The sequence below is a fragment of the Arthrobacter sp. Soil764 genome, assembly GCF_001428075.1.
Classification (GTDB): Bacteria; Actinomycetota; Actinomycetes; order Actinomycetales; family Micrococcaceae; genus Arthrobacter.
Map to the genome: position 1 here is coordinate 437927 of NZ_LMSI01000001.1, position 14075 is coordinate 452001.

A 14075-nucleotide genomic window follows, 5' to 3' on the forward strand; every position below is an offset into this window, starting at 1 on the left:
GGTCGCCGTATCGCTACGGCTACCACGCACCGTTCCGGCGATTTCGTGCTTCCCGGGCTACTGGCTTTCCAGGATCGTCTTGAGCTTCCGCAGGTCCTTCCGGTTCTCGCGGCGCATCATCGGTGCCATGACCAGCCCGGCCAGCCGTGAGAAACCTGATGGGCGGCCGCTGTTGCCAAGGGTCATCCGGGTCCCGCCGTCGTCGTCCGTCCACGTGTAGGTGGTCTGCATGGGGAACGGGCCCTGGGCGGTGCGCATCACCAGCTTCCTGCCCGGGACGTACTCCACGAACTCGTAGGTGTAGTTCAGCTCCCGGCCCAGGAACCTGGCAGTGAAAGCTGCCTTGGAGCCCACACCAAGGGGACCGTCAGTGAGCCGCTGCGACTTGTGGATGTTGACGTACCACTGGGGCGCGTTGTCCGGGTTGGCCACGTAGTCCGCCACCTGGGTGCGTGGCCGGTTGATGACAACCTCGGTCTGGACGTTCACCACGGTGGCTTCTCCTCTGTAGAGTGCGGGGATACCTACGTTAGTCCTCGGCAACGCAGCGGGAGGCGAAGCATGGAGACCATCAGCCCCAAGCTCCTGAACTGGGCGTCCATCCTGGATGACAAGACCCGCGAGCAGGCGGTAACGACCGCGCGCCTGCCGTTCATCTACCCGCACCTGGCGCTGCTGCCGGACGCACACCTGGGCAAGGGCGCCACCGTGGGCTCGGTCATCCCCACACTGCGGGCCATCATTCCGGCTGCAGTGGGCGTGGACATCGGCTGCGGCATGATTGCGGTCCGCACCCAGTACTCGGTGAAGGACCTGCCGAAGGACCGGAAACGCCTCCGCGAGGACATCGAGCGGGTCATCCCGTTGTCAGCAGGCCACAATAACCGGCAGGTCCTGCCCACCGCGGAGCCGCGGATCGCCGAGCTGAAACAACGGGCCGCGAAGGCCGGCTTCAACCCGGGGCAGTACGTTGCCAAGTGGGAGCTGCAGCTGGGGTCCCTGGGCTCGGGGAACCACTTCATCGAGGTCTCCGCAGATGAGGACGACGGCGTGTGGCTCTTTCTGCATTCAGGCTCGCGGGGCATCGGCAACAGGATCGCCCAGCACCACATCGGCGTCGCCCAACACGTCAGCCGGAAGAACCAGGTCTACCTTCCTGACCCGGACCTCGCGTACCTGGACGAGGATACCCCGCAGTTCGAGCGGTACATCGCCGAGCTGCGCTGGGCCCAGCACTTCGCCCTGCTGAACCGGGAGGAGATGATGGACCGCGTGGCCGCCCAGTTCAGCCGCTGGGTGGGAGGGCAGGTGCGTGAACGCGAGCGGATCAACTGCCACCACAACTTCACGGAGCAGGAGACGCATTACGGGAAAACGGTGTGGGTGTCCCGGAAGGGGGCCATCAAGGCCGGCCCCGGCGATCCCGGACTGATCCCGGGGTCCATGGGAACGGCGTCGTACGTGGTGGAGGGCCGAGGCAACCAGGCGTCGCTGAACTCCTCGCCGCACGGCGCGGGGCGTGAATACTCCCGGAATGCTGCCCGGAAGACGTTCACGCTGGAGGAACTGAAACGGGCCATGCGGGGAATCGAGTTCCGCGCCTCGGAAGCCTTCATTGATGAAATCCCGGCTGCCTACAAGCCGATCGACCAGGTCATGCAGGACGCCGCGGACCTGGTAACGGTGCGGCACAAGCTGCGGCAGCTGGTCAACGTCAAAGGCAACTGATTCCTGAAAACCACGCAGTACCGCAACTGAATATGACGCTGGATGAACGTGCGTGACCCCCCGTTTCCGCTTCATTGAACGGGTTTGGGCCACTCCCTATGGTGAAACAATGACTAGTTCCAAGCCCGGGATGACCCGCATCGTGGCAGGCGAAAGCGCGGTCCCCACGCGCAGGCGCGCCGTCGAGGCTGCCTTGGCCATCGGGCTGGTCCTGCTGATCGCCCTTGGCGCCATCGTGGCCTCGAACATTTCCCGCAACACCGAGGCCCAGGCGGCCGAACCCACCCCCGCCACGGAACTGAAGCTGGGCTACTTCGGCAACATCACCCACGCCCCGGCACTTGTGGGCGTCAAAAAAGGGTTCCTTGCCGATGCCCTGGGCAGCACCAGGCTCAGCACCGAAACCTTCAACGCCGGACCGGCCGCCATCGAAGCCCTGAACGCCGGCGCCATCGACGCCGCCTACATCGGCCCCAACCCGGCCATCAACTCGTTCGCCAAGAGCCAAGGCCAGTCCGTGCGCGTGATTGCCGGAGCCGCGGCCGGCGGTGCGCAGCTGGTGGTGAAGCCGGAGATCAACTCGGCGGCAGACCTGAAGGGGAAGACCCTCGCGTCGCCGCAGCTTGGCGGCACCCAGGATGTGGCCCTCCGCTCCTGGCTTGCCAAACAGGGCTACAAGACCAACGTGGACGGCAGCGGGGACGTGGCCATCAACCCCACGGACAACGCGCAGACCCTGAAGCTGTTCCAGGACGGAAAGCTCGACGGCGCGTGGTTGCCTGAGCCGTGGGCGTCACGCCTGGTGCTCCAAGCCGGCGCCAAGGTGCTGGTGGACGAAAAGGACCTTTGGGATGGAACCGGCACCGGCAAGCCCGGCGAGTTCCCCACCACCATCCTGATCGTGAACCAGAAGTTCGCATCCGACCACCCGGACACCGTCAGGGCCCTGCTCAAAGGCAACGCCGAATCGGTGGCCTGGCTGAATTCGGCGCCGGCAGACCAGAAGGCGGAGCTCATCAACTCCGCCCTGCAGGAAGCCGCCGGGGCAGAGCTGCCGGGCGACGTCCTCACCCGGTCCCTGGCGAACATCACGTTCACCCTCAACCCCCTGGCCGGCAGCTACCCCAAGCTCCTCCAGGACGGCGTCGACGCGGGCACCACCAAGAAGGCCGACATCAACGGCCTCTTCGACCTCCAGGCCCTCAACCAGGTCACCGGCGGCACCCACAAGATTTCTGCGGCCGGCCTCGGCCAGGACTGACCCACCCCACTACCTAAGGACGGCACCATGCCAGTCGTACTGGAACACCTGGGCAAGCGCTTCGGCGACGGCGCCCCGGTACTGGACGACGTCAACGCCAACATCAGGCAGGGCGAGTTCGTTGCCCTCCTCGGTGCCTCCGGCTGCGGCAAATCCACCCTCCTGAACATCATCGCGGGACTTGAAGCGCCGACGTCGGGCGCCCTGGAAGTGCCCAGCGACGGCGCCGCCTTCATGTTCCAGGACGCCGCCCTCTTCCCGTGGCTGACTGCCCGGGAGAACATCGAACTTGCGCTAAAGCTGCGCGGGGTGGGCAAGGCCGAACGCCGCACCAAGGCGCAGGAACTCCTGGAACTGGTCCACCTGGGCACAGCGGGGGACAAGCGCCCGCACGAGCTCTCCGGCGGCATGCGGCAGCGCGTCTCGCTGGCCCGGTCGCTGGCCCAGGACCGGCAGCTGCTGCTTATGGACGAGCCGTTTGCCGCGCTGGACGCCATCACCCGCGACCTGCTGCACGATGAGCTGGAGCGCATCTGGAAGGAAACCGGGCGGACCATCGTGTTCGTCACCCACAACGTCCGCGAGGCCGTCCGGCTGGGCCAGCGCGTCCTGCTGCTGTCCTCCCGCCCCGGCCGCGTGGTCCAGGAATGGGCCGTCACCGAGGAACACCGAACCGATGCCGGGCTCGCCGGCCAGCTGACCGGGGTCATCACCGCCCGGCTGCGGGAGGAGATTCGCCGCCATGCCAAGTAACCCCACCCCTCTCGCTGAAGCACCGTCCGAGCCCGAGACCCGGCACGTCCATGCCGCTTTGACCCGGACGTCCACCGGTCATGAGGACCTCCGGGAACTTGAATCCGGCCTGGACTCGCTGCAGTCCGACGCCGACCGCAAACACCGCATCGAATGGAGCCGCATCCTGCTGCCCGTGGCCGCGCTGGTGGTCCTGGTGCTCGTGTGGCAGTTCTATGTGTCCCTGGGCGTCAAACGGCGCGACCTGGTTCCCGGGCCGCTGGACGTGGTGACCCAGATGGGGGTGCTGTGGAGTGACGGCAAGCTCCAGGAGTCGGTGTGGACATCACTGCAGCGCGGGCTGGTGGGCTTCCTGATTTCGGTGGCCATCGCCACACCGGTAGGGCTGCTGCTGGCACAGGTGGCACCGCTGCGCCGCGCCTTCGGGCCCCTGATTTCAGGCCTGCAGGTCCTGCCCTCGGTTGCCTGGGTTCCGGCCGCGATCATCTGGTTCGGCCTCACCGATGCCACTGTGTATTTTGTGGTGTTCATGGGTGCCATCCCGTCCATCATCAATGGGCTCATCTCCGGCGTGGACCAGATCCCGCCGCAGTACCGGCGCGTGGGCACAGTCCTGGGCGCGTCCCGGCTGCAGATGGCCCTGCAGGTAATCCTCCCCGCCGCGCTGCCCGGCTACCTGGGCGGACTCAAGCAGGGCTGGGCCTTCTCCTGGCGCTCACTCATGGCCGCGGAAATCATCGCCGTGGGCGGCACCATCGGCTTCGGCCTGGGATCCCTCTTGGACCAGGGCCGGGACCTGTCCGACATGACCATTGTCATGGCTGCCATCCTGCTGATCCTCGCCGTCGGCATCCTGATCGAGCTGCTGGTCTTCGGCCCCATCGAGAAGCGCCTCCTGCGCCGCCGCGGCCTCCTGGCCGGCAGCACACGCTGACCCACCCCATTCCTCAAGGCACCTTAGGAGCCCGACGGCGAGTCCCGCCGTCGGGCTCTTCGCTTTCCTGCTTCGACGGAACCGGGGCACTTTGACACGGACACGCCGGGGTTTCCGACCAGTTCGACGCCGGGACGCCCCAAAGTGCCCCACGACCGCGGCAGCTGCGGAGGCAAGCCGTGGCAGACTGGCGCCATGACCGCCAGCTTTATGTGCCGCACCGAATCCCAGCTTCCGGCGGAGCGGCTCTTCGACCTGGCGCGCAGCATCGACGTGCACGTGGAATCCCAGCGGACGTCGGGGGAGCGGGCGGTGTCAGGCGTGACAAGCGGGCTCATCGGGGAAGGCCAAGAGGTGACATGGCGGGCCCGGCACTTCGGCATTCCGCTCACCATGACCAGCCGGATCACCCGCCTGGACTTCCCCCGCAGCTTTACTGACGAACAGGTCAGGGGCCCCTTCAAGGCTTTCCGGCACGTCCATGAATTCGAGCCCACAGCCGCCGGGAGCATCATGATTGACCGGGTGGAGTTCACCGCGCCGCTGGGTCTGGTGGGCCGCGCCGTCGAACGGCTGTTCCTGGCGCGGTACCTGGAGCGGCTCATCGCCAGCCGGGGCCGTTTCCTCGCGGGCGGCGCAGATCGCCGGATCATCTAACATCTAGGGCTACCCGAAGGGCGGCGGCCCAAGGATCTCGATCCCGCCGTGGGCCTCGCCGGATGCCCTAATCCGGCCGAAGTCCACCAGGCCTGAACCGTTCGGGGCATCAGAACCGGACAGTGGTTCGCTGGCTCCATCGTAGAAGGACTGGGCGCTGCCAGGCGTCTGCAGGCACAGGATCCGCGTGCCCTCCTGCAGCACCTTGAAGGCGTGCGGAAGGCCGCGGGGTGCCATGGCCAGGCCGCCGGCGGCAATCCGGTGCTCGGTGCCGTCCAGGTTCACCAGGATCTCGCCGGCCAAAACGTAGAGGGTTTCATCCGAGTCCGGGTGAGTGTGGAGCGGGGTGACCTTGTTGAGGGCCATCTCGTCCTCGAAGAGCAGGAACGCGCCGGCCGTCTCCTCCTGCCTGGCCTTCCAGGTGTGCACGCCGCCGCCGTAGAACCAGCGTCGTGGTCCTTCGCCGGGCTGGCGGACCAAAGATGCTGACACATTTTTCGTTTCCATGCTGCTCGCCTCGATGCCCTGGGAAACTTTATGGGACGAATGTCCCATAACAAGACTGATGTACCATGAAGAGCGTGTCAAGACCCTATGCGGACAGTGGACGAACCGGCCAGAAGCGCCGCACCATGGATGCGCTCGTCGCGGCGGCCAGGGCCCTTGTTGCCGCCGGCAGGGCGCCTACGGTGGACCAGGCTGCAGAGGCGGCAGGGGTAGCGCGGAGTACCGCCTACCGCTATTTCCCCGGCCAAAGGGAATTGCTCGCCGCGGCGCACCCCGAGACCGCGCGGGCCTCGATGCTGCCGGACGCTCCGCCCCTTGACGCGGCCGAACGGCTAAATGCCGTGGTGGTGGAGTTCACCCGCATGATCCTGGAAACCGAGGCACAGCAGCGGACCATGCTGCGCTTGTCGCTTGAGTCCACGGACGGCCCGGACCGGAGCCTGCCCCTGCGCCAGGGGCGCGCTATCGGCTGGCTGACCGAAGCGCTGATGCCGCTGCAGGGGGAACTGAGCGATGAGCAGATCCACAAACTGGTGCTGGCCATCCGCAGTGCCATCGGCATTGAAGCCCTGGTCTGGCTCACGGACGTGGGCGGGCTGGACCGGGAGGAGGCCATCGAATCAATGCGGTGGACCGCGGCCGCGTTGCTGGCCAAGGCGCAGACGGAGGGTCTGTGGCGTTGACCGTCCGGAAGCCTTTGTGACGCAGCGTTACCTTACGTGAACTGGTGTTGCTCGGCCTTTGTAGCCCATTGTGACGCGGCCCTACCGTTGATTCATGGCAATTCAGGATATTTACCCCACGGCGCTGCGGCTGCTCGGTCGCCCCGTGCTGGTGGTGGGCGGCGGCCCCGTTGCCGCGCGCCGCGCCAAGGGGCTGCTCGACGCCGGTGCCGTGGTCACCGTCGTGGCTCCGGTTGCCTCGCCTGCGCTCCAGGAGATGGCCGATGCCGGCCTGCTCACCTGGGCAGCGCGGCCCTACGTTTCCAGCGATGTCGACGGCGTGTGGTTCGTCCAGACCGCCACCGGCGATTCCGCCGTGGACGCCCAGGTATCGGCCGACGCCGAGGCGCAGCGCGTTTGGTGCGTCAACGCCTCCAACCATGAAGCTTCTGCCGCATGGACCCCCGCCGTCGCCGAGGTGGACGACGTCAAGATCGCCATCAATGCCGGGGGAGACCCGCGCCGCGCCATGGCCGTCCGGGACGCAGTGGCCACCGCCCTCGAAACCGGTGACCTTCCATTGCGCCGGCGCCGCGCCCACGCCGGGAGTGTCGCGTTGGTCGGCGGCGGTCCCGGGGACACCGGCCTCATCACCGTCCGCGGCCGCAGGCTCCTGGGCCAGGCCGACGTCGTCGTGGCGGACCGCCTCGGCCCGCGCGGACTCCTGAACGAACTCGCCCCGGACGTCCGGATCATCGAAGTCGGCAAGACCCCCGGCCACCACCCGGTCCCGCAGTCGGAGATCAACCGGATCCTCGTCGAGGAAGCCCTGAAAGGCCACCGTGTGGTCCGGCTCAAGGGCGGCGACCCCTACGTGCTGGGCCGCGGCGGCGAGGAAGCAGAATACTGCCGCCAGCACGGGGTCGAGGTTGAAGTGGTTTCCGGCGTCACCTCCGCCATCTCCGTCCCCGCAGCAGCCGGAATCCCCGTCACCCACCGCGGCCTGGCCAAAGGCTTCAGCGTGGTCACCGGCCACGAGGAACTCTCCGAGGTTCCCGCCCGCCCGGACCACACGATCGTCCTGCTCATGGGAGTGGGCCAGTTGCGCGAATCCGCGTCCGCGCTGGGCGAAGCCGGCCTGCCGCGGGACACCCCTGTTGGTATCGTGGAAAACGGCTATTTGCCGGACCAGCGCGTCACGATTGGCACGCTCGGTTCCATCGCCGACCAGGCCCAGGCGGCCGGCGTCGCAAATCCTGCCGTGATTGTCATCGGTGACGTGGTGCGCGTGAGCCCGTTCGCGCCGTCGCACTTCAAAACCGCTGACTACAGCACCACCACCCCGAACAGCCCCCGCAAGACCGTCCTCACCACCTGAAACCCATCGATTGCTCCGTAACTGCCGTTATGAGCGTTGAAAACGGCAAGTACTCAGCAATCGATGCAGAAGAAAAGGAACACAGCCGTGTCATCCAGCACTCCCGTAGGAACAGCTGCGCGTCCGCTGCGCGTCGCCGTCGTGGGCTCCGGCCCGGCCGGCGTCTACGCCGCGGACATCCTCACCAAGAGCGAAGCCGTCAAGAGCGGCGAGCTGACCGTCAGCATCGACCTCTTTGACCGCTACCCGGCACCCTACGGCCTGATCCGCTACGGCGTGGCCCCGGACCACCCCCGCATCAAGGGCATCGTGAACGCCCTGCACAAGGTGCTGGACCGCGGCGACATCCGATTCTTCGGCAACGTGGACTACGGCACGGACCTCACCATCGAGGACCTCCGCACGCACTACGACGCCGTCATCTTCGCCACCGGCGCCATCAAGGACGCGGACCTGAACATCCCCGGCATCGAGCTGGAAGGCTCGTTCGGCGGCGCCGACTTCGTCTCGTGGTACGACGGCCACCCCGACGTCCCGCGCGAATGGCCGCTGGAGGCCAAGGAAATCGCCGTGATCGGCAACGGCAACGTGGCCCTGGACGTGGCCCGCGTGCTGTCCAAGCACGCCGATGACCTCCTCACCACCGAGATCCCGGACAACGTCTACGCCGGCCTGAAGGCCTCGCCCGTCACCGATGTGCACGTCTTTGGCCGCCGCGGCCCCGCCCAGGTGAAGTTCACCCCGCTGGAGCTGCGCGAGCTGTCCCACTCCAAGGACGTGGACATCATCCTGTACCCGGAGGACTTCGAGTTCGACGAGGAATCGGACCGCCAGATCCAGTCGAACAACCAGACCAAGACCATGGTGGGCACCCTTACCAACTGGATCGCCGAGCAGCCCGAGGACCTCTCCGAGCTCAAGGCTTCCCGCCGCCTGCACCTGCACTTCCTGCACAGCCCGGTGGAGATCTATGACGACGCCGAGACGCCGGGCAAGGTTGCCGGCATGCGGTTTGAGCGCACTGAGCTGGATGGCACCGGCAACGCCCGCGGCACCGGAGAGTACGTGGACTACCCGGTCCAGGCCGTGTACCGCGCCATTGGCTACTTTGGTTCCGCCCTCCCGGACGTGGAGTTCGACCACAAGAAGGGCGTCGTGACCAACGACGGCGGGCGCGTCCTGGATGCCGACGGCCAGCATGTGCCGGGCATCTACGCCACGGGCTGGATCAAGCGCGGACCGGTCGGCCTCATCGGGCACACCAAGGGTGACGCCCTGGAGACCGTTACCTACCTCTTGGAAGACCGCGAAAACCTTCCCGTCGCTTCGGCACCCCAGGAGGACGCCGTCGTCGAGCTCCTCGATGCCCGCGGCGTGAAGTTCACCAGCTGGGAAGGCTGGCTGGCCCTGGACGCGCACGAACTTGCGCTCGGCGCGGCAGCCACCGAGGCGGGCGGCTCGCACGGCGTCGAGGTCAAGCGCGAACGCGTCAAGGTGGTGCCGCGCGAGGACATGGTGGACATCTCCCGCGACGGCGTGGCCGCGCAGGTCTAACCGGCGCCTCTAGACAAACGCAGGAACCGCGGGGCCATTGGTCCCGCGGTTCCTGCGTTAAAGTGGCTTAACCCGGCCGTGCTATCTAGGGCTTCTGTTTGCCGGCGCCGCCAACGGCCATCAGCTCCAGGCGCCGCAGGGTCTCCCGGTTCCGCGCCGAAATCAGCGGATCCCGCAGGACCTTCGGCATCAGCTTGCCGGGCCCGCGGATGGCGTCCTCGGCGATGGTCACCAGGCACTGGTCGCCGCGGTCCTCCACGGTGATCTCCACCTTCGCCTCACCCATCGGCCAGCCCCGCGCCACGAGCTCCAGCGAGCGGCCCGGCTCGACCGCGGTGACGCGTGTGCTGTCGTCGATCACCAGCGGCCAGGCGCCCACGGAGTGGTGCAGCCGGGCCCCCTGCCGCGGCCATTCTGCGTCCACGTCCCTGATCCGGGATGCGCCCACCACCCAGCCGGAATAGAGCCAGCCGTCGGCGATGACCCGCCAGACGTCGGCCGCGGGGGAGGTGAACAGCTGCGAGACGGTGGACATGGAGTTCCTTCCGGTTCCGGTGGTGGTTTCCTGGCGTGTGGTGCCGGGTTCTGCTGGGCGTCCGGCGTCAACAGAACGTACGACGGCGGGAGGTGCCGGCCGCCGTGCGGCCCGGTAGGACGGCTTCCGGAGGCGCCGGGCCCAGCCGTAGGTGCGGGCCCCGGGCGGCTGGTTCCCCAGGGGGTCGAAACGCAGCGGGATGTCCCCTGGGTCAGTGCCGGCACGCAGCCGAAGTTCCCCGCACTCCCGCCAGTGCCCGCCCGGTTTGGCCCAGTACAGTCCCAGTTCCCATTCACCGGACGCAAGGGAACCCGGGGGAAGGTTCCGCGTCCGCAAACCCAGCAGCACCGGGCCCCGCCGGCCGCGGTACGGCATCAGGGTGGTCAGGGTGGCTCCGGCGACATCCAGCCGCGGCATCAGCAGGAACCGGCCGGGCAGTCGCCAGCCGGTGGAGGCGAACAGGACATCGGCGGGGTTGGCGCCAAGGCCCGGATCAGGGCCGCTCCCGGGGGTGGCCTGGCCCGAAGGCGACATCCGGAGGGCCAGGCCCAGGATGTCCGGCAGCGCCTGCGGCAGCCCGACGGACCGCGAAAACCGCGCCACCACCTGGTCAGTGCCGGGGGAATCGAGCCAGTCGATCCCGCTGGGGCCGGCCGGGTTGCCGGTCCTGGTGAGCTCTCCAGCCAGGCCCAGGCCGCGGGGATGGATGGGCCGGTCCGGGCGTGCCAGTTTCAGGAGCCGGAAGAGGGCGGCGAAAGCCTGCCCGGCACTCCCGGTGACGGCGGAACCAACGCGCAGTTGCTGGGTCATGCTTCCTTCCTACCCCGGAAAGGCGGCTCTACATGCGACCGAACCGCGAACGGACAAGTGCGAAAATCCCATAGGCGATGAATCCCGCCCCGATCGCCACCAGCAGGGCGGGCCCGAACGGGTGGTCCTGCAGGGCCTTGAGGCTGCCGTCCAGGCCGGTGGACTCGTCCGGTTTGTGTTTGGCGGCGGCGATGACGAACAGCAGGCCGGTGAGTACCAGGGCCACACCCTTGGCGATATGGCCGGCGATGCCCAGCCCGTCGATCAGCCTTCCGCGCCTCCGGCCGTCGAAGTGAAAAAGCTCCTCCTTGAACCCCAGGCGCAACCCCTTGACCACAAAGTAAATGCCGATTCCCACGATGATCAGGCCCAGCGCCACCAGGGCCCACAACCCCGGCGGCGTAGCCATCAGCGAGGCGCTGAAGTCGCGGGTGCTTTTACTGGAGTCCCCGCGGAGCCCCACGGCAAAGCCGGCGAAGCTGACGCCCACGCTGCTGTAGGCGACGGCCAGGAAGCCCGAGGAAATCAGCTTGGAGATCCGTTCCTTGCGGGGAGCGCGCCGCATGCGCAGAGTTGCCTCGCTTGCTTGCCACAGCCCCAGGCCAAAGCAGGCCAGGGTGCAGGCCCACATCACGGCCGGCCCCCAGGCATTGGCAGCCAGCTGCTCGATCGCACCGGTAGGTTCCGCTTCTCCAGGCTGGCCGAACGCGACAGCGATGGCGATGGCCCCGATGATCACGTGGAGCAGGGCCATGACGGCGAACCCGCTGCGGGCCAGGACGTCCAGGGCCTTGTGGTTGGACGCCTCCTCGACAACGTCCGCTGCCTGGCTGAGGGTGGAATCGCCGTCGGACATGGTTCAGCCGTTCATGGGCCCTTCGGCCCGCAACTTCTCGGCGCCCGGCCCCTCCACGTGCACGGTGCAGCGAACCACCAGCTGGCCGGGGGCGTTGTCCAGCTCAACCAGGGAATCGTCCGCGCTGAGGACGGTGAACACCTCGGAACCCGTTACAGCCTCCACGCCCTTGGCCTTCGCGGTTTCCCGCGCATTCCTGAGCGCATCGCGCTGCAGGCCGTCCACGTAGCCGCCATCACTTTCACGGGCGGGGTCCCCGAAGGCCCAGCCGAACAATGTTCCTGTGTTTCCCATGGCGACGATATTACGCGGTTGCCCGGGCCCGGGGGCGGGCTTTCGTAATATTAGTAAGTGTGCTTACCATGGGCGCACCATACCTCGATGGGACAAGGCAAGTGAAGTCCGCGGCACAGCGGCAAACCGGAACCAGTTCACAACGTTAGGAATGCACATCATGGCAGGAAATCTCATTGCCCGTTCAGTTCACGACCTGACGGCGGCAGCATGGTTCGGCGGATCCCTGATGGGCGCCATCGGGCTCAACGGCGCAACCGCCCAGGCCAAGGACCCCGCCGAGCGCACCCGTCTTTCCAGCGCAGGCTGGATGAAGTGGGCACCATTCCAGACAGCGGCCTTCGCCTCCCACCTGGTGGCCGACCTCGCCATCGCCTGGGAGAACAAGGGCCGCATCGCCAAGCAGGAGGGCGTGGCCCGCGACACCGTCATCAAGACGGCCGTCACTGTGGTGGGCGCCGCGGTGACCCTGTACTCGGGCATCCTGGGCAAGAAGGTGGACAAGCTCGCCGGTGAAGGCGCCGAAGGTGCCACGGAGCCGCACGGCGCAGCCTCGGACGAGCTGAAAACGGCCCAGCAGCAGCTCAAGCTCCTGCAGTGGGCCATCCCCGGCTTCGCGGCCCTGGTGATCATCCTCGGTGCCAAGCACGGCGAGATGCAGCGTCCTAAGAACGTCTTTGCGGGCCTGCGCGGCGAGTAGCAGCCACAGCAAGTACAGAGCGGACGACGGCGGCCCGGCACATAAGTGCCGGGCCGCTGCTTTGTCTGCTGCTGGGGTCCTTGCTACACCGGCTGGGTATTGGGCGGCGGCAGGTCCGGATTCATGTCCTTCAGGTTCGGGTCTTCCGCCGTCCACACCTGGATAATCGCCCAGGCTACAGCCGCCAGCGGGACGGACAGGACGGCACCGACGATCCCGGCCAGGATGGTGCCGGCGGTCAGGGCCATGAGGATCACCAGGGCGTGGAGCTGGAGCGACTTGCCCATGACGACCGGCTGCAGGAGGTCGCCCTCCAGCTGGTTCACCGCGACGACGACGGCCACCACGATAAGTGCCACCACCGGTCCGTTCGCAACAAGCGCCACCAGGGCGGCAAGGATGCCGGCGATGGTTGCGCCCACGAGCGGGATGAAGGCGGTGATGAAGACGATGATGGCCAGCGGAATGGCCAGCGGCACCTGCATGATCAGCAGGGCCGCGCCGATGGCCACGGTATCCACCAGGGCAACAATGGCGGTGCCCCGGACGTAGCCGCCCAGGACCTCAAGGGTGCGGCGTCCCGAGCGGCGCAGCTTGGCTTCGCGCTGGCCGGAGAAGGGGCGCAGGAAGAAGTCCCAGATCTTTGCGCCGTCCTTGAGGAAGAAGAACAGGATGACCACCATGAGGCTGGCCCCGGCAATGAACTCGGTCACCACGGACAGTCCGGTAACCGCGCCGGAGCGGACCTGGCTGCTCGTGGCGAACTGCACCACCGCCTCCCGTGCCTGGTTGAGCTGCTCCTGTTCGATGGGGATTGGTCCCGTCAGCAGGAACCGCTCCAGCTCGTCGAGGCCGGAGGAGGCCTGCGCTGCCAGTTCGCTCCACTGGTTCCGCACCGAGAAGTAGATGACAGTGGACACGCCGGCCAGAATCACCAGCAGCGCCACGAAGGCCATCCCGGTGGCCAGGCCGCCCGGTATCCCGCGGCGGCGGAGCATGTTCACGAACGGTCCGATTGCTGCCGCCAGGATCAGGGCGATCAGGGCGGGGATCACCAGGAGCTTGATCTGCATCAGTGCGAAGACGGAGACGGCCACCACCAGCACCACCAGCAGGATCTGTGCCGCGCGGGTGCCCACTCTGCCCAGCCCGTCGGACCACAGTGCGTTCGGCGTCCTGGACCCCTGCGGTTTACTGACCGGGCCGAGGCGCTGCCCTTGGCGGGGTGCGCCGCCGGGCTGCCCGGCGTCAGCGGCTGCACCGTCAGAGCGCATCCCACTGGTCTGCACTTCGCCGGCCCGCGCAGCCCCGGGGGACTCGTTGTCCAGTTCCTGGTCATTGAGGCGTGTTGATCGCGCCATGGGGACTCCTCATCGTCCGGAGGGTGCCCTGCGCCGCGGGGTGCAGCGCAGGCCAGAACATCCTTCGTCAGATGGTAAGCCTACT

General features: G+C 67.3%; 15 protein-coding genes. 9 read left to right on the forward strand and 6 right to left on the reverse strand.

Features of this window, described 5'->3' with window-relative positions; genetic code table 11:
* Window positions 1–57: 57 nt before the first annotated feature.
* A complete protein-coding gene (locus tag ASG86_RS02040) occupies window positions 58–492 on the reverse strand; it encodes an SRPBCC family protein (RefSeq protein WP_056329452.1) in 435 nt (144 codons plus the stop codon).
* A gap of 69 nt (window positions 493–561) precedes the next feature.
* On the opposite strand from ASG86_RS02040, the gene ASG86_RS02045 reads away from it, so the two are divergent.
* The 5 genes from ASG86_RS02045 to ASG86_RS02065 all read left to right on the forward strand — a co-directional run bounded on the left by ASG86_RS02045 (window position 562) and on the right by ASG86_RS02065 (window position 5333).
* Window positions 562–1728 carry an RtcB family protein gene (locus tag ASG86_RS02045; RefSeq protein WP_056329455.1) on the forward strand — a complete coding sequence of 389 codons (1167 nt, stop codon included), beginning with the start codon at window positions 562–564 and terminating at the stop codon, window positions 1726–1728.
* Between the two features lie 130 nt (window positions 1729–1858).
* Window positions 1859–2989: an ABC transporter substrate-binding protein gene (locus ASG86_RS02050; RefSeq protein ID WP_056329457.1), complete on the forward strand. Its 1131-nt coding sequence runs from the start codon at window positions 1859–1861 to the stop codon at window positions 2987–2989.
* A gap of 27 nt (window positions 2990–3016) precedes the next feature.
* Window positions 3017–3742, forward strand: coding sequence for an ABC transporter ATP-binding protein (locus ASG86_RS02055; protein ID WP_056329460.1), 726 nt, complete (start codon window positions 3017–3019; stop codon window positions 3740–3742).
* A complete protein-coding gene (locus ASG86_RS02060) occupies window positions 3732–4676 on the forward strand; it encodes an ABC transporter permease (RefSeq protein WP_056329463.1) in 945 nt (314 codons plus the stop codon). Before ASG86_RS02055 ends, ASG86_RS02060 begins: the two co-directional genes overlap by 11 nt.
* A 195-nt stretch (window positions 4677–4871) precedes the next feature.
* Window positions 4872–5333: an SRPBCC family protein gene (locus ASG86_RS02065; RefSeq protein WP_056329466.1), complete on the forward strand. Its 462-nt coding sequence runs from the start codon at window positions 4872–4874 to the stop codon at window positions 5331–5333.
* 9 nt (window positions 5334–5342) lie between these two features.
* Here ASG86_RS02065 and ASG86_RS02070 read toward each other — a convergent pair whose 3' ends face one another.
* Entirely contained in the window at window positions 5343–5825 is a 483-nt protein-coding gene (locus ASG86_RS02070) for a cupin domain-containing protein (protein WP_235565061.1), read from the reverse strand.
* Between the two features lie 80 nt (window positions 5826–5905).
* Between ASG86_RS02070 and ASG86_RS02075 the strand changes: the two genes are divergently transcribed.
* The 3 genes from ASG86_RS02075 to ASG86_RS02085 all read left to right on the forward strand — a co-directional run bounded on the left by ASG86_RS02075 (window position 5906) and on the right by ASG86_RS02085 (window position 9434).
* A complete protein-coding gene (locus ASG86_RS02075; protein WP_056329471.1) occupies window positions 5906–6523 on the forward strand; it encodes a TetR/AcrR family transcriptional regulator in 618 nt (205 codons plus the stop codon).
* 94 nt (window positions 6524–6617) lie between these two features.
* Window positions 6618–7880 (forward strand): uroporphyrinogen-III C-methyltransferase, encoded by a 1263-nt coding sequence (gene cobA, locus ASG86_RS02080; RefSeq protein WP_056329473.1) that lies wholly within the window; start codon window positions 6618–6620, stop codon window positions 7878–7880.
* Window positions 7881–7967: 87 nt separating this feature from the next.
* Window positions 7968–9434, forward strand: coding sequence for an FAD-dependent oxidoreductase (locus tag ASG86_RS02085; RefSeq protein ID WP_056329475.1), 1467 nt, complete (start codon window positions 7968–7970; stop codon window positions 9432–9434).
* A gap of 85 nt (window positions 9435–9519) precedes the next feature.
* Here ASG86_RS02085 and ASG86_RS20880 read toward each other — a convergent pair whose 3' ends face one another.
* Genes ASG86_RS20880 through ASG86_RS02100 form a run of 3 tightly spaced genes read right to left on the reverse strand, consistent with a single transcriptional unit; the run spans window position 9520 to window position 11929 of the window.
* Complete coding sequence (locus ASG86_RS20880) at window positions 9520–10779, reverse strand: SRPBCC family protein (protein ID WP_235565062.1); 1260 nt, start codon at window positions 10777–10779, stop codon at window positions 9520–9522.
* Window positions 10780–10807: 28 nt separating this feature from the next.
* A complete protein-coding gene (locus ASG86_RS02095; RefSeq protein WP_056329478.1) occupies window positions 10808–11635 on the reverse strand; it encodes a DUF1206 domain-containing protein in 828 nt (275 codons plus the stop codon).
* A gap of 3 nt (window positions 11636–11638) precedes the next feature.
* Window positions 11639–11929, reverse strand: a complete 291-nt coding sequence (locus ASG86_RS02100) for a hypothetical protein (protein WP_056329480.1) — start codon at window positions 11927–11929, stop codon at window positions 11639–11641.
* 160 nt (window positions 11930–12089) lie between these two features.
* Here ASG86_RS02100 and ASG86_RS02105 point away from each other — a divergent pair, with 160 nt between their 5' ends.
* Window positions 12090–12629, forward strand: a complete 540-nt coding sequence (locus ASG86_RS02105; RefSeq protein WP_056329726.1) for a hypothetical protein — start codon at window positions 12090–12092, stop codon at window positions 12627–12629.
* A gap of 83 nt (window positions 12630–12712) precedes the next feature.
* Here the strand turns inward: ASG86_RS02105 and ASG86_RS02110 are convergent, their stop codons facing one another.
* On the reverse strand, window positions 12713–13990 hold the full coding sequence (locus ASG86_RS02110) for an AI-2E family transporter (protein ID WP_056329483.1): 1278 nt from the start codon (window positions 13988–13990) through the stop codon (window positions 12713–12715).
* Window positions 13991–14075 lie beyond the last annotated feature (85 nt).

Bases quoted from the DNA above. Each gene is read 5' to 3' on its own strand.
- ASG86_RS02045 (WP_056329455.1), top strand. From the start codon at position 562: ATGGAGACCATCAGCCCCAAGCTCCTGAACTGGGCGTCCATCCTGGAT.
- ASG86_RS02050 (WP_056329457.1), top strand. From the start codon at position 1,859: ATGACCCGCATCGTGGCAGGCGAAAGCGCGGTCCCCACGCGCAGGCGC.
- ASG86_RS02055 (WP_056329460.1), top strand. From the start codon at position 3,017: ATGCCAGTCGTACTGGAACACCTGGGCAAGCGCTTCGGCGACGGCGCC.
- ASG86_RS02060 (WP_056329463.1), top strand. From the start codon at position 3,732: ATGCCAAGTAACCCCACCCCTCTCGCTGAAGCACCGTCCGAGCCCGAG.
- ASG86_RS02065 (WP_056329466.1), top strand. From the start codon at position 4,872: ATGACCGCCAGCTTTATGTGCCGCACCGAATCCCAGCTTCCGGCGGAG.
- ASG86_RS02075 (WP_056329471.1), top strand. From the start codon at position 5,906: ATGAAGAGCGTGTCAAGACCCTATGCGGACAGTGGACGAACCGGCCAG.
- cobA (WP_056329473.1), top strand. From the start codon at position 6,618: ATGGCAATTCAGGATATTTACCCCACGGCGCTGCGGCTGCTCGGTCGC.
- ASG86_RS20880 (WP_235565062.1), bottom strand. From the start codon at position 10,779: ATGACCCAGCAACTGCGCGTTGGTTCCGCCGTCACCGGGAGTGCCGGG.
- ASG86_RS02095 (WP_056329478.1), bottom strand. From the start codon at position 11,635: ATGTCCGACGGCGATTCCACCCTCAGCCAGGCAGCGGACGTTGTCGAG.
- ASG86_RS02100 (WP_056329480.1), bottom strand. From the start codon at position 11,929: ATGGGAAACACAGGAACATTGTTCGGCTGGGCCTTCGGGGACCCCGCC.
- ASG86_RS02105 (WP_056329726.1), top strand. From the start codon at position 12,090: ATGGCAGGAAATCTCATTGCCCGTTCAGTTCACGACCTGACGGCGGCA.
- ASG86_RS02110 (WP_056329483.1), bottom strand. From the start codon at position 13,990: ATGGCGCGATCAACACGCCTCAATGACCAGGAACTGGACAACGAGTCC.